The 19,571-nt window shown below is 44.3% G+C and carries 20 protein-coding genes; 13 read left to right on the forward strand and 7 right to left on the reverse strand.

Annotated elements, in window-relative coordinates:
* Window positions 1-19: 19 nt before the first annotated feature.
* From F0145_RS22865 to uvrB, 7 genes are all read left to right on the forward strand, one after another.
* On the forward strand, window positions 20-1,417 hold the full coding sequence (locus F0145_RS22865) for a tetratricopeptide repeat protein (RefSeq protein ID WP_150092388.1): 1,398 nt from the start codon (window positions 20-22) through the stop codon (window positions 1,415-1,417).
* Between the two features lie 150 nt (window positions 1,418-1,567).
* Window positions 1,568-2,341, forward strand: coding sequence for a phosphosulfolactate synthase (locus F0145_RS22870; protein ID WP_150092390.1), 774 nt, complete (start codon window positions 1,568-1,570; stop codon window positions 2,339-2,341).
* A gap of 81 nt (window positions 2,342-2,422) precedes the next feature.
* A complete protein-coding gene (locus F0145_RS22875; protein WP_150092392.1) occupies window positions 2,423-3,100 on the forward strand; it encodes a DedA family protein in 678 nt (225 codons plus the stop codon).
* A gap of 40 nt (window positions 3,101-3,140) precedes the next feature.
* Window positions 3,141-3,875 carry a shikimate dehydrogenase family protein gene (locus tag F0145_RS22880; protein ID WP_150092394.1) on the forward strand — a complete coding sequence of 245 codons (735 nt, stop codon included), beginning with the start codon at window positions 3,141-3,143 and terminating at the stop codon, window positions 3,873-3,875.
* 209 nt (window positions 3,876-4,084) lie between these two features.
* Window positions 4,085-4,660 carry an RNA polymerase sigma factor gene (locus F0145_RS22885; protein WP_150092396.1) on the forward strand — a complete coding sequence of 192 codons (576 nt, stop codon included), beginning with the start codon at window positions 4,085-4,087 and terminating at the stop codon, window positions 4,658-4,660.
* Window positions 4,641-6,338 carry an outer membrane beta-barrel protein gene (locus F0145_RS22890; RefSeq protein WP_150092398.1) on the forward strand — a complete coding sequence of 566 codons (1,698 nt, stop codon included), beginning with the start codon at window positions 4,641-4,643 and terminating at the stop codon, window positions 6,336-6,338. The genes F0145_RS22885 and F0145_RS22890 overlap by 20 nt, the downstream gene beginning before the upstream one ends.
* 280 nt (window positions 6,339-6,618) lie before the next feature.
* The gene (gene uvrB, locus F0145_RS22895) at window positions 6,619-8,649 is read left to right on the forward strand and encodes an excinuclease ABC subunit UvrB (RefSeq protein ID WP_150092400.1); all 2,031 of its coding nucleotides are present in this window, start codon (window positions 6,619-6,621) and stop codon (window positions 8,647-8,649) included.
* Window positions 8,650-8,873: 224 nt separating this feature from the next.
* On the opposite strand, the gene F0145_RS22900 is transcribed toward uvrB, so the two are convergent.
* The 6 genes from F0145_RS22900 to F0145_RS22925 all read right to left on the reverse strand — a co-directional run bounded on the left by F0145_RS22900 (window position 8,874) and on the right by F0145_RS22925 (window position 15,183).
* Window positions 8,874-9,242, reverse strand: a complete 369-nt coding sequence (locus tag F0145_RS22900; RefSeq protein WP_150092402.1) for a VOC family protein — start codon at window positions 9,240-9,242, stop codon at window positions 8,874-8,876.
* Between the two features lie 92 nt (window positions 9,243-9,334).
* On the reverse strand, window positions 9,335-9,934 hold the full coding sequence (locus F0145_RS22905) for a nucleotidyltransferase family protein (RefSeq protein WP_150092404.1): 600 nt from the start codon (window positions 9,932-9,934) through the stop codon (window positions 9,335-9,337).
* A gap of 39 nt (window positions 9,935-9,973) precedes the next feature.
* Complete coding sequence (locus tag F0145_RS22910; RefSeq protein WP_150092406.1) at window positions 9,974-11,134, reverse strand: XdhC family protein; 1,161 nt, start codon at window positions 11,132-11,134, stop codon at window positions 9,974-9,976.
* Window positions 11,135-11,291: 157 nt separating this feature from the next.
* Complete coding sequence (locus F0145_RS22915; protein WP_150092408.1) at window positions 11,292-13,541, reverse strand: xanthine dehydrogenase family protein molybdopterin-binding subunit; 2,250 nt, start codon at window positions 13,539-13,541, stop codon at window positions 11,292-11,294.
* An 11-nt stretch (window positions 13,542-13,552) separates the two neighbouring features.
* Window positions 13,553-14,536 (reverse strand): FAD binding domain-containing protein, encoded by a 984-nt coding sequence (locus F0145_RS22920; protein ID WP_150092410.1) that lies wholly within the window; start codon window positions 14,534-14,536, stop codon window positions 13,553-13,555.
* Window positions 14,533-15,183: a (2Fe-2S)-binding protein gene (locus F0145_RS22925; RefSeq protein WP_150092412.1), complete on the reverse strand. Its 651-nt coding sequence runs from the start codon at window positions 15,181-15,183 to the stop codon at window positions 14,533-14,535. The genes F0145_RS22920 and F0145_RS22925 overlap by 4 nt, the downstream gene beginning before the upstream one ends.
* Before the next feature lie 123 nt (window positions 15,184-15,306).
* Here F0145_RS22925 and F0145_RS22930 point away from each other — a divergent pair, with 123 nt between their 5' ends.
* From F0145_RS22930 to F0145_RS22955, 6 genes are all read left to right on the forward strand, one after another.
* The gene (locus F0145_RS22930; protein WP_150092414.1) at window positions 15,307-15,714 is read left to right on the forward strand and encodes a GNAT family N-acetyltransferase; all 408 of its coding nucleotides are present in this window, start codon (window positions 15,307-15,309) and stop codon (window positions 15,712-15,714) included.
* A 233-nt stretch (window positions 15,715-15,947) separates the two neighbouring features.
* Entirely contained in the window at window positions 15,948-16,253 is a 306-nt protein-coding gene (locus F0145_RS22935) for a hypothetical protein (protein WP_150092416.1), read from the forward strand.
* Window positions 16,253-16,642 carry a hypothetical protein gene (locus F0145_RS22940; protein WP_190277617.1) on the forward strand — a complete coding sequence of 130 codons (390 nt, stop codon included), beginning with the start codon at window positions 16,253-16,255 and terminating at the stop codon, window positions 16,640-16,642. Before F0145_RS22935 ends, F0145_RS22940 begins: the two co-directional genes overlap by 1 nt.
* Entirely contained in the window at window positions 16,639-17,163 is a 525-nt protein-coding gene (locus F0145_RS22945) for a GNAT family N-acetyltransferase (RefSeq protein WP_150092420.1), read from the forward strand. The genes F0145_RS22940 and F0145_RS22945 overlap by 4 nt, the downstream gene beginning before the upstream one ends.
* Before the next feature lie 69 nt (window positions 17,164-17,232).
* Window positions 17,233-17,460: a PLDc N-terminal domain-containing protein gene (locus F0145_RS22950; RefSeq protein ID WP_150092422.1), complete on the forward strand. Its 228-nt coding sequence runs from the start codon at window positions 17,233-17,235 to the stop codon at window positions 17,458-17,460.
* A 76-nt stretch (window positions 17,461-17,536) separates the two neighbouring features.
* Window positions 17,537-17,770: a PLD nuclease N-terminal domain-containing protein gene (locus F0145_RS22955; RefSeq protein ID WP_150092424.1), complete on the forward strand. Its 234-nt coding sequence runs from the start codon at window positions 17,537-17,539 to the stop codon at window positions 17,768-17,770.
* Between the two features lie 199 nt (window positions 17,771-17,969).
* Here F0145_RS22955 and F0145_RS22960 read toward each other — a convergent pair whose 3' ends face one another.
* Window positions 17,970-19,415: a S41 family peptidase gene (locus F0145_RS22960; protein WP_150092426.1), complete on the reverse strand. Its 1,446-nt coding sequence runs from the start codon at window positions 19,413-19,415 to the stop codon at window positions 17,970-17,972.
* Window positions 19,416-19,571: the final 156 nt, after the last annotated feature.

Below are 19,571 nucleotides of genomic sequence, written 5' to 3' on the forward strand. Positions count from 1 at the left end.
GGAAAGGAGACCCCGATAGATGGATGAACATTTTGAAGATAGAAATGAGGAGTTGGAGTTAATAAATAAATTCGAAAATATGGTAAAAGAAAACGATACCATATTTTTTGATTTATCGGAATTCGAATTAATCATTGATCATTATACTACTAATTTAAATTATACCAAAGCACTGGCGGCCTGCAATGCCGCTTTGGCACAATACCCCTTTTCTACGGAATTGCTAATTGATAAATCGCAATTGCTGGCTATGGGCGGTAAATTTGAGGAAGCGCTGCAATTGATTGAAGAAGTGGCGCAGATAGACCCCGACAATGCCGATATTTTAGTAACCCGGGGTGTTATTTATACCCAGAAAGGCGAATACAGCACGGCTATTGAATATTTTAAGAAGGCGGCGGCCGTAACCACCGATCGCGACGATATTTATTTTAACATTGGGCTTACCTATCAAAGTTGGGGTAAATTTAAATCGGCTACAAAATATTACAAGCAGTGCCTGCAAATAAACCCCGAAAATGATTTGTGCATGCAGGAACTGCTGTATTGCCTGGATATTACGGGTAACCTGGAAAACAACCTGCCTTTTTTTCAGGAGTTTATCGATGCCGACCCTTATTCCCATACAGCCTGGTATAACCTGGGTTTGGTGCAGTTTAGGCTGGAGCAGTACGAGAAAGCCCTGAGCGCTTTTGAATACAGCACCATTATTAAAGCCGATTTTGCCAATGGCTATTTACAGCTAGCTAATACCTACGTACAACTCGGCGATTTTGCCAAAGCCATTGACCACTTTAACCAATTTACCCAGCATGATGCGCCATCCGCGGATATTTACTGTAATATTGGTGAGTGCTACGAAAAGCTGCGGCAATGGGACCAGGCCCGCAAATATTACCAGAAATCCATTGATTTAGATCCGAACATGGATGAGGCTTGGTTTGGCATTGGCGTAATTTTAAATGCGCAAGCCAAGTGGTTCGAAGCCGTGCATTTTTTCCGGAAAGCCACCACCATTTACCCCGATAGTTCGGATTATTGGCTGGCCCTGGCCGCAGCCGAGTATAACGTGGGGCACATTGTATCGAGTATTGAGGCGTACGAAAAGGCCAGCGAACTAGCCCCTGCTAATAAAGATATTTGGTTAAACTGGTCTATTTTGCTGTACGAACAAGGCAATTACGAGGGCGCTATTGAGCTGATGGAGAATGCTATTGAGATTCAGCCGGAAGAAGCCGAATTGCATTACCGCATGTGCGCTTATTTGCTTTCGGCAGGAAATTACAAGGAAGCCTATAATTATCTCGAAAATGCATTAATTTTGGACTTCGATAAGCACCACCTGCTTTTTGAATATTTTCCCGAACTGGAATCGCAGAAAGCCCTGGCCCGCCTGATAGACCAATACCGGAAATAAACGACAGGCAGGGGCACTTAATAGTTTTAGTTAACTTAAATTATTTAATAGCCAATTTTAAATGATTTTTAAATAATCTGTAAGCTTCTTAATTATTAAATCATTTGGGCAACAACCATTCTACATTAGTTAATATAACAATAAATCTTAATGAATTATACCCTGAACCATTTGCCTGAGCGGGATGCCAAACCGCGGGAAAAAGGATACACCATGGCCATGGATAAAGGCCTTAGCATCCGGGAGGTAGAAGATTTTATAGAAGTAGCCGGCGAGTACGTAGATATTGTGAAACTGGGCTGGTCTACCTCTTACGTAGTACCTAATTTGCAGGGCAAGTTAGATGTTTATAAAGCGGCCGGCATTCCGGTATATTTTGGCGGCACTTTGTTCGAAGCTTTTATTATTCGGAATGAGTTTGACGAATATCGCCGGATTCTGGATAAATATAACCTGGAATACGCCGAGGTATCGGATGGCTCTATTGAGTTACCGCACGATGAGAAGTGTCAATATATCAGCACTTTGGCTTCGCAGGTAACGGTTTTGTCGGAAGTTGGCTCAAAAGACGATCAGAAAATAATTCCGCCTTATAAGTGGATTAGCTTAATGCAGGCCGAACTCGATGCCGGCGCCTGGAAAGTAATTGGCGAAGCCCGCGAAGGCGGCAACGTAGGTTTGTTCCGGTCTACCGGCGAAGTGCGGAGTGGTTTGGTAGAAGAAATATTAACCAAAATTCCTTTCGAAAAAATTATTTGGGAAGCACCGCAAAAAGAACAGCAGGTTTGGTTTGTTAAATTATTAGGGGCTAATGTAAACCTGGGCAATATTTCGCCGAAAGAGGTAGTGCCGCTGGAAACAATCAGGCTTGGTTTGCGAGGCGATACTTTTTTACATTTTATAAACCTGAACGAGGTTAAATAATTGGTGGCCGGAATAGGTATAGTGGCAAATACCTGTTCTGGCCGTTTAGTTTTAAATAAGTTTATATTTTAACCAGCCTACATGGAGCTGTTGCACAATTTTATCGATTTTTTTCTGCACCTGGATGTGCATTTGTCTCAAATAATTCATGATTACGGCATTTGGGCCTACCTGATTTTATTCCTGATTATTTTTGTGGAGACTGGTTTGGTGGTAATGCCTTTTTTACCCGGCGACTCGTTGCTGTTTGCGGCCGGGGCTTTTGCCGCGCCCCAATTAACCCAAGCCGGCGAACTGGTGCCGGGGCCCTTTAACGTTTTTTACCTGATTGGGCTCTTATTTGTAGCGGCTTTTTTAGGCGATACCCTTAATTATTACATCGGCGATTATATTGGCCCTAAAGTGTTCCGGCGCAACTACCGTTTCCTGAAAAAAGAGCATTTGCTTAAAACGCAGCATTTTTACGAGAAGCACGGCGCCAAAACCATTATTTTTGCCCGGTTTATTCCTATTATTCGCACCTTTGCCCCCTTTATTGCGGGCGTAGGTACCATGAAGTACAGTAAATTTATTGCCTATAATATTATTGGAGGCTTTATTTGGGTGGCTTTGTTTGTGGCCGCGGGCTACTTTTTTGGTAATATTCCGGCCGTGAAAAAGAATTTCACCCTGGCTATTTTTGCCATTATTATTATTTCCATTCTGCCACCATTATACGAATTTGCCAAGCACAAGCTTAGCGCCAAAAGCCGCGTCTGATAAACAAAACCCAAGCACCAATAATTTCTGAAGCAATAGCATGAAAGCATACGGCCTGATTGGTTACCCTTTAACGCATTCTTTTTCTGAGAAATATTTTGCCGAAAAGTTTAAGGCCGAGAATATTACTGATTGTGTTTACAAACTTTACGAGTTGCCGGATATTCAAGCGTTTCCGGCACTCCTAAAATCTATTCCCAACCTGCATGGCCTAAATGTAACAGTACCCCACAAGGAGAAAGTAATGGCTTATTTGGATGAGGTGGAAGCAGAAGCAAAAAAAATAGGCGCCGTAAACGTTATAAAATTCCAGAATGGCCGCACTACGGGTTACAACTCCGATTACCAGGGCTTTATTCAGAGTTTAGAGAATTTTTACCCAATTAAGGCTGGCGCACAGGCTTTAATATTTGGTACGGGTGGGGCGGCAAAAGCCGTGCTAGCAGCTTTGGATGCAATGGGAATTGCTTACAAAATAGTTTCGCGCCAGCCGCAACCTGGCCAATTGCATTACAACAACCTTACCACAGACCTGTTAACCGAATATTCTTTGTTAATTAATGCTACGCCTCTGGGTACTTACCCCAAAGTAGATACCTGCCCGGATCTGCCGTACGAAGCGCTTACCGGTAATCATTATTTATATGATTTGGTATACAACCCCGCCGAAACCTTGTTCCTGAAAAAAGGGCGCGAAGCTGGTGCCAAAACTAAAAACGGCCACGAAATGCTGGTGCGGCAAGCCGAAGTTGCCTGGGAAATCTGGAACCGCTAAGAAAAATTGCTGCTTCCGAAATATTCTTTAAACCGCTCATAACCACCTTTATTTAATATCATAAATATTTGTGCCGGCCCTTTCTATGTGCTGCCTTACATAGTATATTTGAAATAATTCTTTAAATAAATTTTCTCCTTGCAACCATTCCTGCTACTAGTGGGTCATGGGGGTGAAGGTTATAACTATTCAGATATTCGGACGTCTACTTGAAGCTCTTTCGGAAAAGTCTTACAGTTGAGCAAGAACTGGTGCAGGGGTGCATAGCAGGTAAAAGAGCTACGCAAAAGGCCCTCTATGACCTTTATGCCAAAAAAATGATGGCGGTTTGTTTGCGCTACGCCAAAACCAGTTTTGAGGCAGAAGATATTATGCAGGAAGCGTTTGTAAAGATTTTTGAGCATATAGCTACGTTTAAAGGCGAGTGCCCGCTAGAATTCTGGATAAGACGCATTATGGTGAATACGGCCCTGAAGCACCATCGCAAAAAAATGTATGTAAGCTCGGTAGCCGAAAGCGATAAAATCGAAAATATTCCGGAAGAAGAATTTGTTTTGTCGAACTATGCCTACGAAGATTTATTGGGTATGGTACAAAGTTTGGCCCCGCGATATCAGCTCATATTTAATTTATATGCTATAGAAGGATATTCTCATAAAGAGATTGCCACCATGCTGGAAATCTCCGAAGGAACCTCTAAATCACAATATTCACGTGCGCGTGCAATTTTAAAAAACATGTTGGAACGTCACGAAGAAAAGTACAATGAAAGAATTATCAGATAAAAGCAAACCGCAGCGCCTGGAAGATTTATTCCGGACCCAGATGGAAGCGGCGGAAGCAACGCCGTCGGAGCGGGTGTGGGAGCGGATTGAACAAGGGTTAGACCTGAAAGAAGCCGGTTATTACAAAGAGCGGGTTGTCTGGTACCGGTCGTTGGCAGCGGCTTGCGTTGCTTTACTAGTATGCGCGGCCGTGTACCTGTACTACGATGCAAATACGCAGCATCCGGCCAATCAGCAGGTAGCAACTTTGCCGCAAACCCAAAATAACCCCGCTAGTGCCAATAGCAAAACTTCTTCACCCGTAGCCTCCAGTCCGTTAAATAATAACAACAGCCAACCAACCGAAAATACAAACGCAACTGCCGAAGCTGCTTTGCCGGCGCAACCTGCATTAGCCGCAAAAGAAGCAGGTTCTAAAAATAATGCTACAAATAATTATGCTATTAACTTGCCAGATAATCAGGTTAATGCAAATAAAAATTCAGCTAAAACGTATGCGGCTACGCAATTAAATAATAATAATGTAAATCAAGAAAATATTGGTTTGGCAACTGGTAATTTAAATAATACTAAAGGTGAAAATAATCTGTTAACCGGAGCAAATAATATTTCCTTAGCCAGAAATGCGAAACGGGCAGTATTAATCGAAAATAGAGAAGCAAATAATGGGCTGGAACCACTCCAATCGGTAAATGCCTGGGCTTTGAGCAAAGGAGCAACTCCCGCCGATTCTTTATGGAAACCCAAAGCCATTGATGCTACGCCTCCTGCTTTGGCCTGGCAACCAACCGTTACTCCGGAACCGGAAAAACCTAAAATGTCGCGGTGGAGTTTTAGTGCAAAATATGCTCCGCAGTACTTTAACCAAAATGTAGAACTGGCATCGGCAGCCGCACCGCAATATTTAATGGCGCCTGGCAACAGCAGCTTTAACGGCGCGCCGGCGGCTAATGTAAATACCTTAAGTTATACCGAAGCCTTGAATGAATATGACCGGAATACCTCCTCGGGCTTTTCGTACAATACAGCGGCCGCAGTAGGCTACGCGCTAAACGAGCATTGGTCTTTAGAAACCGGACTGCTCTTTACCCAAAATATTGCTACCAGCAAGTCGTCGTACGTTTTTAGTAACTCTTATCTGGCGGTTCGTTACAGTAATAATGATCCGATGGCCGGCCTGAACGATACTAAAAATGTGGCACAGGCCGCCGCTTTACCCACCACGGCGTTAGTAGCTTCTTTAGCCGGACAGCAACACCTGGGTAATGCGGCTGTAATTCAAACGCCTACTTACGAAACCGAATATCGGTACCGCTCGCTGGGCATGCCGCTTAAATTAAACTACCAGACCAAGAGCCGGAAATCGTTTTATTTTGCTTCGGTGGGGTTATTAACCAACTTGCTGGTGCAAGCCAATATTGTTTCCGAATCGGACCGGGTGCCTAATATGAAATTTGGCAGTAACACAGATTCGCCTTTCCGTTCCTGGCAATTTGCCACTGTATTATCGGCTGGTAAAGGATTTCGGGTATCAGAGTCTATTAGTTTAAAAGCAGGTTTAGAAGGCACCCAGTATTTAACCAGCCTGGCCGCTCATCCCGAAAATTTAAATAGTAAGCAGCGCAAACCCTATACCATTGGCCTTGCTTTAAGCTCCAGTTACACGTTGGGCAAGTAAATAGCAACTAAAAATTTAAAGAGGATTATTCTTTTACAATATTGTTTATTATAGCATACTAAACCTGCTTAATATTTGAGCAGGTTTTTTATTTAAGTATAGTAGTTAGTAATTAACCACTGATTTTCAGTTTAAAACATACTGTTGGGCTTAACTATTAATTAATAATTAGTAATCTATATGTAATATTTAGTAATTCAGCTAAATAAATTAGAACAGAGGCAACTAGCCGGGCGCAAATTTTGTTACAAATTGATCTGAATATTTCTAACTTTATTCCATGGATTTTAAGCTAACATCGGAGTTTAAACCAACCGGCGACCAACCCAAAGCCATTGCCCAATTAGTAGAGGGCGTCAGAAATGGCGAACCTGCTCAGGTTTTGCTGGGTGCTACGGGTACGGGTAAAACGTTTACAGTGGCTAACGTTATTCAGGAGGTTAAAAAACCAACCCTGGTACTTTGCCACAATAAAACCCTGGCCGCCCAGTTGTACGGGGAGTTCAAGAGTTTCTTCCCCAATAACTCCGTCGAATATTTTATATCGTACTACGATTATTACCAGCCCGAAGCTTATATCGCTTCCACTAATACCTTTATCGAGAAGGATTTGGCTATTAACGAAGAAATTGAAAAGCTGCGGCTGCACTGTACGTCGGCGTTGTTATCGGGACGGCGCGATGTAATTGTGGTGGCTTCGGTTTCGTGTATTTACGGTATTGGTAACCCCGAAGAATTTGGTAAAAACGTAATTTACATTCGGCCGGGCCAGCGGGTAAGCCGCAACCATTTGCTTTACCAGTTTGTACAAATATTATACAGCCGCACCGAAGCCGAGTTTACCCGCGGTTCTTTCCGGGTAAAAGGCGATACCGTCGATATTTTTCCGGCCTACGCCGATTACGCGTATCGTATTTATTTCTTCGGCGACGAAATTGAAGCCATCCAGCGAATTGATCCCGGCACCGGTAAAAAAATTGGCGATGAAGACCAGGTAGCTTTGTACCCGGCCAACCTCTTCGTAACGGGCCAGGACGTTATGCAGCAAGCCATTCAGGAAATTCAGTTTGACTTAATGGCGCAGCACAATTATTTTCTGAAAGAATTCCGGGAAGATGAAGCCAAACGTATTAAAGAACGGACCGAGTTCGACCTGGAAATGATTCGGGAGTTAGGCTATTGCTCCGGCATTGAGAACTATTCGCGTTATTTCGACCGGCGGCAGCCCGGCGCGCGGCCATTCTGTTTATTAGATTATTTCCCCAACGATTACCTGATGGTGATAGACGAAAGCCACGTAACCACGCCCCAGGTGCGGGCCATGTGGGGCGGCGACCGCTCGCGCAAAACCCAACTGGTAGAGTATGGCTTCCGGCTGCCTTCGGCCATGGATAACCGCCCGCTTACGTTTAATGAGTTTGAGTCGATGATGCAGCAGACTATTTTTGTTAGTGCTACGCCCAGCGATTACGAACTGCAGAAAGCCGGCGGGGTAGTAGTGGAGCAGATAATCCGGCCCACCGGTTTGCTGGACCCCGAAATTGAAGTGCGCCCGAGCATTAACCAGGTAGATGATTTGCTGGACGAAATAGATACCCGTATTAAAATGGGCGACCGCGTTTTGGTGACTACGCTTACCAAGCGCATGGCTGAAGAATTATCCAAATATATGGACCGGCTGAATATTAAAGTAAAATATATTCACTCGGAGATTAAATCTTTAGACCGCGTAGAAATATTGCGGGAACTGCGCTTAGGCCACATTGATGTGCTGATTGGCGTTAACCTGCTGCGCGAAGGTTTGGATTTACCCGAAGTGTCGTTGGTAGCCATTCTGGACGCCGATAAAGAAGGTTTCCTGCGTGATCAGCGCTCACTTATTCAGACTACGGGTCGGGCGGCCCGGAACAGCCAGGGCAAAGTAATTATGTACGCCGACCGCATGACGGGTTCGATGCAGCGCACCATTGACGAAACCAACCGCCGCCGGTCCGTACAAATGGCTTACAACGCAGAACACGGCATTACCCCAACCACGGTATACAAATCGAAAGAAGAGATTATGGTACAGACTTCGGTTGCCGATGCCCGGAAAGAAGTGAAGATTTATGCTGGCCCCGACGAAGCGGAAATGTCTTTAGCGGCAGAACCGGTAATTCAATACATGAAGCGCGACGAACTCGAAAAGCTGATTAAGAAAACCGAAAAGCAGATGGAAGCCGCTGCCAAAGATTTAGACTTTTTACAAGCTGCCAAATTCCGCGATGAGCTGGCTGAATTACGAAAGTTATTGAAAAGCAAACGAGATTAATACTGTACAGAAAGAGCCGCAAGGCTCTTTTTTGTTATTAATCCCATTATTAGGCAATTTATGCGCTTACATTATCGGGTCATATTGAGCCTGGCGAAATAGCTATTAATTACATTACAATGCTGTTATAGATCCTTCGACAAGCTCAGGATGACAAAACCATTGGAAAGCGCAGGTACTATTTGATGGTAGTAATAGTTATGGTTGTTTCGGGCTATCATCCTTTATTTAGCAAACTCACCAAAGTGCCACAATACACCTGATGGGTCATGCATAAATAATTCTCTGCCCCAATTAAATTGCTTAATTTCTGTAATTTTTACGTCTTGGAATTTACTCGTCAAACCTTTGCTTTGCAATTCGGCAGCGCATTTTTCAACGTCGTCTACTTCTAAAAATATCATCGAATTATTTACCCATTCTTCCGCATAGTAGTCCTGCAAATAAAAACCTAAATTTTCGTTTACCTTAAACAAACACATTTTTTGGTCAATTACAATTTCCTCAAAATCAAGTTCCCGGTAAAACGCTCTTGATTCTTCATAGTTTTTTGCGCCAATAAATGCGCGGATAGATTTTGGTTGGTAGTTCATGTAATGTAGTTTTTGCCGGTTGTTTACTATTATTCTTTTCGTAAACAACTGGTGGGTACCTGGTAATTTATTTACGGATGCAGGGTTATTAATTATTCTACCCGGTGTTGCTGCAGGTCTTCGTAATCCTGGGGCGTATCAATATCAAAAGTGCCGAGCGGGAAGGTAATAGGAGTTACAACTGCGGCGTGCCGGAACAATAATTTTTTAGCGCCTTCCTGGCCTTTTAAAGCTAATAATTCCGGGAAAAATTGTTTGTCGAATAAAGCGGGGGTACCTAGAGTGTTGTGGTACGAACAAGCAATAATGCCGTGGCCATGCAATCTTTTCTGTTCTACGATGTCATTTAATAAAGCAGTAGTAACAAACGGCTGATCGCAGACCATAATAATGGCGCCGTCTAAATCCGGTGCCATTTGGTTTAAAGCCAATATTCCTTGCCGAATGGAAGAGGCCATGCCTTCCTGCCAATCGGGATTAAAAATTGTTTGCACTGGTAAATCGTTCAGGCTGGCCTGGAAAGCTTCGGCGTTGGAGCCCAATATTACCAAAACCGGCTCGCACGAAGAGGCCAGGGCAGTTTGGATGGCACGTTGCAACAAAGGCTGACCTTCGTATAGTAAATTTTGTTTGGGTTCACCGAGGCGGCTGGAAGAACCGGCTGCCAATAAAATAAGTCCAACTGAAGCCATTGTGCAAAATTTTTAAATATTCACTCCGGATATTTTCTATTACGGCAAAAGCGTCACCTGGGTAATGGCTTCGTCCTGGCGGGCATGAATAACATCCGGTTTATCGCGGAGCAGACCACCCGTTTTACCAGCCAGCACGGCTTTTATTTCCGAAATAATAGATAAAGCAATTTCTTCCGGGTTTTCAGCGCCCAGTTCTAAACCGGTTGGCCCGTATATTTTCTGGAGTTGCGCCTCGCTGGGATTAATGCCTTCGTCCTGTAATTCGGCCAGCATCCGGTCGAGTTTCTTTTTAGGGCCTAAAGCACCTATGTAAGAAATATTTAAATTAATTAGTTGCCGGAGCATGGCCAGGTCGTAATTGTAATTGTGGGTCATTAATACAAAAACAGTCTGGGCATCTACGGCTAATTGCTCCAATACTTTTTCAGGTTTGGCAATTAAAACCTGGTCGGCTAACGGAAAACGTTCGGCAGTGGCGTAATTATTGCGGCCATCTACTATAGTAGTTTTCCAGCCTAAAACTTTGGCAATTTCCACCAGCGGCCTAATATCATTGCCAGCCCCAATAATGACCAAAGCTACCGGTGGTTTCAATAATTCTACAAAGGCGGTAAGGTTATACAGGCCGGTTACATACGTTTTTATAGCCGATGATTGGGTGGCAAAAACTTCGGCAGCATCGGTAGTTAACTGGTTTTGCAGGCGATCGTCCGATATAGAACCGGATAGTTGACCGTTGGCGAGTTGCAGCAAACAAGTCCCGGGTTGGGGTGCCTGCCGGTTTTGCAAGTTAAACAAAGTAACCAATACGGCTTGCTGTCGCCGGGCTAGTACAGCTTTAAGCAACGCAATAGGGTTAACCGGATTGGCTGACTGAATGGGTTCAATTAATATTTGAATAATGCCGTTGCAGCCCAAACCCACGCCTAGCTTGGCATCGTCTTCGTCGGTGGTGTCGTAGGTAACCAGCATGGCTTTTTGCTGCACCATCACCAGCCGGGCTTTACGTAGCGCATCGCCTTCTAAACACCCGCCACTAATAGCGCCGGTAAGCTGACCGTCTTCGGTAACCAGCATACGGGCCCCGGGCCGGCGATACGACGAACCGGCTACGTGTACCACTGTGGCAAGGGCCGTCTGCTTGCCGGCCAACTGCGTTTCGTCGTAAGCTTTTACAATTTCCTGTATTTCCTTCATGAATGTAGTAACAGGTAGTAGGTTTCAGAACTTTACTTTAACCGACCACTATATATTTCTTCCCAAAAAAAGATAAGCAAATTTACACATATTTAAACGAATAGGAGGGCGTTATTGATACCTGATACTTACTACCTGCTACCTGCTACTTTTTCCCTCAGATTAATTTGTCCGGCGTTATGGGTAGGTTCCGGATGCGTTTGCCGGTAGCGTGAAACACCGCGTTGGCAATGGCAGCAGAAACGCCCACAATGGCTATTTCGCCGAGGCCTTTGGCACCCACGGGGTTTACGTGCGGGTCGTGTTCGTCTATAAAAAATGCATCTATTTGGGGCACATCGGCGTGAACGGGTACGTGGTAATTGGCAAAATCAGCGGTTACGTAGCGGCCAAAGCGGTGGTCCATTACCGATTCTTCGGTTAAAGCCATGCCAATGCCGCCCACTATGCCGCCAATAGATTGGCTGCGAGCGGTTTTTAAATTAATTACTTTACCTACGCCGGCACACGTTACTACCCGCTTAACCCGTACTTCGCCGGTAATTGGGTTTACATGCACTTCCACAAAATGCGCCCCAAACGCAGACATGGAATATTTCTGCCATTCGGCTCCGGGCTTCGATTCTTCGGTTACTTCCAGTTGGGGTAAGTTGTTTTGCTTTAATATTTCGGTATAAGTAATACTAACCGCTGGGTTCTGGGTTTTAAATATTCGCCCATCCGCCACAGATAAATCTGCGGGGTTAGCATTGTATAAAGTTGAATGAGGGGAAGTTACAGCCAATTGCAGCAGCTTTTGTTTTAAGGCTTCGCAGGCCACTTTTACCGCCGAGCCTACGCTCGAAACCGTAGTAGAACCGGTTTGGCCGGGTGCATCGGGTAAAGTAGATTCGCCTAAATCGAAGCGGATTAGAGCAGGCGAAATGTTTAGCGTATCGGCGGCAATCTGGGTCATGGCCGTGCCGGTACCTGGCCCAATATCGCTGGTAGCACTTTGCACAATTACTTTGCCATCGGCTTGCAAAACGGCCCGGGCTTTGGCATTATTCCGGTGTACGCCAAACATACTCGAAGCCATGCCGTACCCCACCAAAAACTGCCCTTGGCGCATAGAGCGGGGTTCTAAAGTACGTTTGTGCCAGCCAAAATGCTCTGCGCCTTTAGCGTAACATTCTTTCAGCGATTTGCTCGACCATGGTAAATTTTTCTCCGGGTCAGAATCGGCGTGGTTGCGTAGCCGCAATTCCAGCGGGTCTATTCGTAAGGCGTAGGCCAGTTCGTCGATTGCCGATTCTAAGGCATAAACCCCCGTAACTTCGCCGGGGCCGCGCATCCAGGTGGGTGTATTTACATCCAGGTTAACCAAGCGGTAGCGCGTTCGCACATTGGGGCAGGCGTATAATACGCGGGTTGCCAATACGGTTCTTTCGGTATGTTCTTCGTAGGTAGAGGTGTGAGCAATGGCTTCGTGGGTAATCGCGGTTAACCGGCCATCTTTGGTAGCACCAATACTTAATTTCTGGATGGTTTCGGGGCGCGAACCAACCGAATTGAACATTAATTCGCGGGGCAGCGCCAACTTTACCGGCCGCTGCACTTTTTTGGCGGCCAACGTAGCGGCCATTACGTGCGGCCACACCCGAATGCCCGAACCAAAAGCGCCGCCAATAAATTTCGCCTGCACTTTTACGTTTTCTATAGGCAGCTTAAAAGCCCGGGCCAAATTGCCTTGTGTGCCTTTTATTACCTGGGTTTTATCGTAAAGCGTTAATTTATCCGGCGCTTCCCAGTGCGCAATTAGGGCGTGGGGCTCCAGCGGATTGTGGTGTTCCGTAGGAATTTTGTAAGTAGCTTCAATTTTTACGGCAGCGGTATTTAAAGCTTCGGGGTTGCCCCGGTCGTAATCGTGGTACCGCGAATTTTTATCTCGCTGCACGTTGGCGGGTAAAGCTGCCCGCGATATATTAGCTTCTAAATCGGTCTGGTGTGGTTCTTTTTCGTACTGCACCTTTACCAGCGAAGCCGCGTATTTGGCTCGTTGCAAGGTATCGGCTACTACTACGGCTACCGGCTGCCCGCTAAAATATACCAGGTTATCGTGGAATACCCGCAGGGGCGTACCCAAAGTAGCACGCTCCGGCATGGCCGGCGACGAACCGTACGCCGGCACCCCCGGCGAATTTACATGACTAATTACCGCCAATATTCCCGGTGCCCGTTCGGCTTGTTTGCTATCGAGCGCGGTAATGAGGCCTTTGGCAATGGTGCTCGTTACCAGTACGGCGTGGGCAATATTGGGTAGCTGATATTCGGCGGCGTACGTGGCCTTACCGGTTACTTTCAAGCGCCCGTCTACCCGGTCTAAAGAATCATTAATATTATCCTGGTCGAAAAAAGCTTTTTCCATGATCTGTTTATTTAGGCAATACCAGCAGCCGTTTTAAGCGCCTCTACCAAAATATTGGGGGCTAACTTTAGTTTATAAGCGTTGTGGGTAAAGGCTTGGGCACCACGCATGGCTATTTCCGCAGCTTCCTGGAAAGTTTTCTCCGATACAGGTTTGCCTACTAAACTTTTCTCCGTTTCAGATAAACGCCAGGGCTTGTGCGCTACGCCGCCCATAGCCAAACGCGCTGCTGTAATAATATTATTCTGGGTGGCTAAAGCCGCTGCCACCGAAACCAAGGCAAAAGCGTACGACGCCCGGTCGCGCACTTTTAAATAATGCACTTGCTGGGCAAAAGGCGTATCCGGAATAATAATATCTAATATTAATTCGCCTCTGGTTAAGGTCGTATCTTTTTCGGGCTGGTCACCGGGCAAGCGGTGGAGGTCAGTGAATAAAATTTGCCTTTCTCCTTGGGGGCCGGCCACTACTACGGTAACATCCAGGGCGGCTAAAGCCACGCTCATGTCGCTGGGATGTACGGCAATGCATTTATCGCTATACCCAAAAATGGCGTGCATTCGGTTAAAGCCAGCCAAGGCACTGCAGCCTGAGCCCGGTTCGCGTTTGTTGCAGGGCAGGGCAATATCATAAAAATAAGGACAGCGGGTGCGCTGCAAAATATTGCCGCCCATGGTAGCCATATTCCGTAACTGACCCGATGCACCGGCATTTAAGGCTTGCGCCAGTAAAGGTTGTTTTGCCAGCACCAATTTGTTATCGGCTACTTCGCTGTTTAGGGCTAGTGCTCCTATGCGCAGGCTACTGTTTTCGTGGCTAATTTTCTTAAGTGGCAGTTTATTTATATCCACCAGCTTTTCCGGGGCCACAATGCCGTGTTTCATCAAGTCCAGCAAGTTGGTGCCGCCGGCAATAAATTGGGCGTTGGCGTTTTTGACCAAAGCTTCGATAGCGGCTTTTTGCTTGGTGGGCTGCACGTACTGAAACTGGTTCATACTTTTTGGCCTCCGTTTTTTACTTCCAGAATAGCATTTACAATGTTGGGGTAAGCGCCGCACCGGCAAATATTGCCGCTCATGTATTCGCGTATCTGACCTTCAGAATTAGCCTGGCCTTCCCGGACACAAGCCACCGCCGACATAATCTGGCCGGGAGTGCAGTAGCCGCATTGTAAGCCATCGTGTTTAATAAAAGCTTCCTGCATGGGGTGCAGCTTTTCGCCAGCGGCTAAACCCTCGATGGTGGTAATTTTTTTGCCATCCTGCATTACGGCCAGCGATAAACACGCTAAAACGCGCTGCCCGTTTACGTGCACCGTGCAAGCACCGCATTGGCCGTAGTCGCAGCCTTTTTTGGTGCCGGTTAATTTTAAATCTTCGCGCAATAAATCCAGCAACGTAACCCGGGGCTCTACGGCTAGTTTGTGCCGGTTGCCATTAATATTTAAAGTTATTTTTACTTGCTCGAAGGCCGCTGCTATTTTCTCGTCCATGCTGGCGGCTTTGAGTACGGTAGGCGGGGTAAGCGCCAAAGCCACCACCGCCGAAGTTTTTTTCAGGAAAGTACGCCGGTCTTCGTTTGGTAAACCGTTGTTGTTTTCTGCGGCCGGCTGATTATTACCCGCATTTTTATCTATAGACATAGCAATTTTAACATTAAATGTATTAGCCCGAAAAGCTTAGATCTGGCTCACAAACTAATAAAGTTAAGTAACGAATATTTAATATTATTGCCTAGTATTTTATTTAACACAAAATATCCTGAAATGATAACCTACCGGCAAGGCAATAATTTAGATTTAGATGCGGTAATCGAACTTTACCGGGAGTCTACGCTAGGCGAACGCCGGCCCATAGCAGACCGCGCACGTATGGCGGCCATGCTGCAAAATGCCAACCTGGTAATAACCGCCTGGGATGGCGTTAAATTAATTGGTATTTCCCGGGCGCTAACCGATTTCGCGTACGTTACTTATTTATCGGATTTGGCCGTGCACCAGGCTTACCAAAAGCAGGGCATTGGCAAAGAGCTAATCCGGCGTACCAAAGCCGCCGCCGACCCACGGGCCAGCTTGATTTTACTGGCGGCACCGGCCGCCGAAAAATATTACCCGCACATTGGTTTTACCCACATGCCGCAAGCCTGGCGGATTAATGCAGATGAAAATATTTAGTTTCATATTATTACGGCCAAACCATTATTTAGCATATGCAACAGATTTAAGTTTGCCAATTTAACGGTACTCACGCTATGCAGAAAAATGAATAGTTTGTAAATTATATAAGAATATTCAACAGAAATGGTATTGCCGGGTTAGCTATTTGCCAGATTTAAAATAAGCAAAAATGCAGTGTTAAAACTTGCTTTCCTGTAGTTTTGCTTGCAAATTTGGTTAAAGTCCGCGTTATGGCCTCTACCTTTAAATCATCTAAAAAATGCCCGCATTGTGGCGAATGGTCGGAGTGGAACCAGCACCCCACCGATACCTGCCAGTTTTGCGGGGCCTTGCTGGATGACAGAACCTTGCTGCGCGAAGCTGCCCGCGAAGCCGAATCCAAAAACAAGAAACAGCTTGAAATAGATATAATTGAAGTTTATCCGACCGATTCTTTTTTTGTGAAAATTGGCAAACGCATTATTCAGGCCATTCAAATTTCGTTTATTGCCATTGTATCTTTTATAATTTGGTTCCTGACCATGCTGGCCGGCTAATGAACTGGTTCCAATATTTTTTGTTTTGGCTGGCGTTAAGCTTGTATTTACTAAACCGGTACGTGCTGGATTTTTTGGGTTTCACCAAATATAAAATTCCTTACCTGAACGATGTGCTGTGCTTGCCCGTGGTGTTGTGCGTGGCTTTATGGTTGCAGCAAAAGTTATTTCCGCGTACGGCCCGTTCCCGGCTAAATATTTGGCAGGTTATTTTTACGGTTATTTATTTTTCAATTTTTTTCGAAGGAATATTGCCCGCATTTTCTAATAAATACACCCGCGATTTTTGGGATATAGGCGCTTATGCCCTGGGCGGTATTATTTATTATTTCTTTTTAAATCCCAAACCCCAGTTGTTATCCAAACCGCATCAAACTTATATTTTTTGAATATTTCTGTAACAATCCGGGTGGCTACCAGCCAAGATAATATAGTTTTAGCCCAACTAGGCCAGGAAACTTTTGCGCAAGCCTTTGCCGCCGCCAATACACCCGAAGACATGGCCGCCTACTTGCCCGGTACCTTTAGCCCAGCTTTACAAGCCGCAGAACTAGCCGATCCGCAAAATATATTCTGGCTGGTTTATGCCGGTTCCGAGTTGGCTGGCTACGTAAAAATGAATACGGGTCCGGCCGCCGCTTGTATTACTGCTACAAAAGCCTTAAAGATTGCCCGGTTATATTTGTTACAGCATTGGCACGGCCGCGGCATTGGTTCGGAAATTTTAAACCAGTGCTTTTGTTATGCCCGTGCAGCAGGTTTTGGCGCCGTTTGGTTAACCGTTTGGGAACATAATTTGGGTGCGCTGACGCTTTACCAAAGATTAGGTTTTAAAATAATAGGCCACGAGGATTTTGTGCTGGGCCAGGATGTGCAACACGATTATATAATGGAGAAAGTTATTATTTAATAAATAAGCACGTATTTAAAACAATTTGTATATTTAATTAAAATCGAATTTCACTTAATCAACAAGATTATGACGCTATATATAGGAGGTTTAGGTGTAAGTGAAGTGCTGATTATTTTAATTCCCTTTGTTCTTTGGTGTATTGTTCTGGTTGATATAATCAGGAGCAATTTTAAAAACAATACAAACAAGATTATTTGGTTGCTCGTCGTTATTTTAATTCCTTTTGTAGGAGTTATTCTTTATCCTTTAATTGCCCCAAACCAGAAATTAAAAGCTTCCGGAAATGATTATTAAATAATTGACCCGGAGCAGTTAAATTTTAAAGAAGAAAAATCTGGACCAGCATCATGGTTAAACCTTAAACTGTATTATGCTTTTATTTATTGGTGGTCTTGGCTTGGTTGAAATAGTAATTATTTTACTATTTACCTTATTCCCCTTATTTCTGTTAATTTGGGCGTTGCTCGATATTATCCGGAGCGATTTTAAGGATAGTGTTACAAAATTAATTTGGGTAATTGTGGTAATATTTGTGCCATTTGCCGGCCCGCTTTTGTACCTCATCCTCCGGAAAGGCCAAAAGGCAAAACATAATCATATCTAATCCTTTTCCTTAAAACAGCAACAAACCTTTATCGCGTAGTAACAGACATTCTGGTTAGTATTGCTATAGCCCTGCTAGAGCAATGTTATGTAGTAGTTGTAAATAATTATTTATGGACGGCAAAATTTACGGCATTATATTCAAGAATTCTGGCAGCAACGTGCCGCTGCTGATAAGTAAAATCGCTACCGGGTAGCGTTTATTTTTGCGGCAAGTCCTTTATAATAAAATCAAGCCATTCGTTTTGTGGTTTATTTATAACTACATCGGGTTTAAATCCGGTTTTGTCTATCGGGTTTTTATCTGTCCAGCTAGATTTTGAGATGGGTATGGTAAGCCTGAATTTTTCATAAGGGAGTGCAGTGGGAGTAGACATGCCTTCATAATCCATCATGCCCAACGTATTGGTGCCGTAGCTAATTGTTTTTTTACTTTGTTTAGAAAGGTAAAAGAAATATTCAGCCGAACTGCCACAAAAGTCGTCTACAATGAGGGCTATTTTTTCCGGTTGCCGCGTTATAGAATCTAAGGGGAAATTAACGCTCGGTATCGGATAAAAACTCTCGCGGGCAATCGGTAATTCCTGGTAAGCTTTTTTATATGCATTTAAAATATCCGCAGGAAAATATTTTTGCATTTCCGCCGGTATGGGTTGGGTGGCAAAAGGTGCTATATCGTTTAATTTATGTTTTATATTCTCGGGTGTCAGGCGCAGATAGGTTGATTCCTGAATAATTGGATTGGTCATAAAGTAAGAAATAAAATGAATCCAGCCGGTGTTTCCGCCGCCGTTTCCCCTTAAATCTACAACTAGGTATTTTGTGTTCCGGATTAGCTTGTCGTTGGCTGCAACCAGCTGCTGTATTTTATCGTCGTTATTGATAAAAGTAGGTACTTTTAGATAAGTAAAGTCTGCGTTTAGTTTTCTGAAAGCTAAGCCATTGTTGTTGTTCCGCCATTGCGATAACTCCTGGCCCTCGGCGGCGGTCATTTGCTGGGGAGATATTTTGCCCCAGATGGCATAATTCCAAAGGTATAACAGATTGCCGTTTTGGCTGGCCGGAAAATCAGTACTGACAAAAGAATTATAATCTTTTACTATATATTTTTTGCTATTGGGCGTTAAGGTAAAGTAAACAAAACCTTTCGGGAAATTATCGTGCTTGGAGGCAATCTTAAAAGCCTGAAAAATATCCGCTTTAGTTTTTTTAATACCAATGGTAATGGTGCTATCCGGATTGGTATAGATGCCTTCAACCGGAGTTAATTTATTTTTATTTTTTTTATCCTGAAAATAAGAATCTGCATAATCAATCACTAAGCTGTCATAGTCGTTTTCGTTTCTGTATGACAGAATAAAGTGTTTGTCGTTAAAAAATTTAATATAATCCCGAATAAGATAATAGCACTTTTTAGGCTCATTTATGCCAGCAGCTTTTTGTTTTAGTCTTTGTACAAGAGAATTATATTCCTTCGTGGTTTTTGCGTTTACTTTAGTTGGATAACCTGCATAGTTTTCTTCTGTTTTCTGAATGGTGGTATTTAAATTATCAGAACAGTTGCAGGTGTTTGCCTGACCGTATCCGATAAGCAACTGTAAGCAGAAAAGGATAGTAAGCGTTAGCCGGTAAATTCTATTTTGCATAGTTTAAGGGTAAAGAGTAAGGCTATTTAATCGGAATGAAAAATTAATTAGGTCTGATCCAAAACTTATGCGGCCTTATAGCTATAAGGTACTGCTTGTAAATAAGGGTATTTGCGTACGCTTTAAATATAGTAGGTTTATTAGTAGGTTTATGCA

It is taken from the genome of Adhaeribacter rhizoryzae (assembly GCF_008629685.1).
GTDB lineage: Bacteria > Bacteroidota > Bacteroidia > Cytophagales > Hymenobacteraceae > Adhaeribacter > Adhaeribacter rhizoryzae.

What these genes read in the sequence shown, in the direction of transcription:
- F0145_RS22865 (WP_150092388.1), top strand. Translation starts at nt 20, where the DNA reads ATGGATGAACATTTTGAAGATAGAAATGAGGAGTTGGAGTTAATAAAT.
- F0145_RS22870 (WP_150092390.1), top strand. Translation starts at nt 1,568, where the DNA reads ATGAATTATACCCTGAACCATTTGCCTGAGCGGGATGCCAAACCGCGG.
- F0145_RS22875 (WP_150092392.1), top strand. Translation starts at nt 2,423, where the DNA reads ATGGAGCTGTTGCACAATTTTATCGATTTTTTTCTGCACCTGGATGTG.
- F0145_RS22880 (WP_150092394.1), top strand. Translation starts at nt 3,141, where the DNA reads ATGAAAGCATACGGCCTGATTGGTTACCCTTTAACGCATTCTTTTTCT.
- F0145_RS22890 (WP_150092398.1), top strand. Translation starts at nt 4,641, where the DNA reads ATGAAAGAATTATCAGATAAAAGCAAACCGCAGCGCCTGGAAGATTTA.
- uvrB (WP_150092400.1), top strand. Translation starts at nt 6,619, where the DNA reads ATGGATTTTAAGCTAACATCGGAGTTTAAACCAACCGGCGACCAACCC.
- F0145_RS22900 (WP_150092402.1), bottom strand. Translation starts at nt 9,242, where the DNA reads ATGAACTACCAACCAAAATCTATCCGCGCATTTATTGGCGCAAAAAAC.
- F0145_RS22905 (WP_150092404.1), bottom strand. Translation starts at nt 9,934, where the DNA reads ATGGCTTCAGTTGGACTTATTTTATTGGCAGCCGGTTCTTCCAGCCGC.
- F0145_RS22910 (WP_150092406.1), bottom strand. Translation starts at nt 11,134, where the DNA reads ATGAAGGAAATACAGGAAATTGTAAAAGCTTACGACGAAACGCAGTTG.
- F0145_RS22915 (WP_150092408.1), bottom strand. Translation starts at nt 13,541, where the DNA reads ATGGAAAAAGCTTTTTTCGACCAGGATAATATTAATGATTCTTTAGAC.
- F0145_RS22920 (WP_150092410.1), bottom strand. Translation starts at nt 14,536, where the DNA reads ATGAACCAGTTTCAGTACGTGCAGCCCACCAAGCAAAAAGCCGCTATC.
- F0145_RS22925 (WP_150092412.1), bottom strand. Translation starts at nt 15,183, where the DNA reads ATGTCTATAGATAAAAATGCGGGTAATAATCAGCCGGCCGCAGAAAAC.
- F0145_RS22930 (WP_150092414.1), top strand. Translation starts at nt 15,307, where the DNA reads ATGATAACCTACCGGCAAGGCAATAATTTAGATTTAGATGCGGTAATC.
- F0145_RS22935 (WP_150092416.1), top strand. Translation starts at nt 15,948, where the DNA reads ATGGCCTCTACCTTTAAATCATCTAAAAAATGCCCGCATTGTGGCGAA.
- F0145_RS22940 (WP_190277617.1), top strand. Translation starts at nt 16,253, where the DNA reads ATGAACTGGTTCCAATATTTTTTGTTTTGGCTGGCGTTAAGCTTGTAT.
- F0145_RS22950 (WP_150092422.1), top strand. Translation starts at nt 17,233, where the DNA reads ATGACGCTATATATAGGAGGTTTAGGTGTAAGTGAAGTGCTGATTATT.
- F0145_RS22955 (WP_150092424.1), top strand. Translation starts at nt 17,537, where the DNA reads ATGCTTTTATTTATTGGTGGTCTTGGCTTGGTTGAAATAGTAATTATT.
- F0145_RS22960 (WP_150092426.1), bottom strand. Translation starts at nt 19,415, where the DNA reads ATGCAAAATAGAATTTACCGGCTAACGCTTACTATCCTTTTCTGCTTA.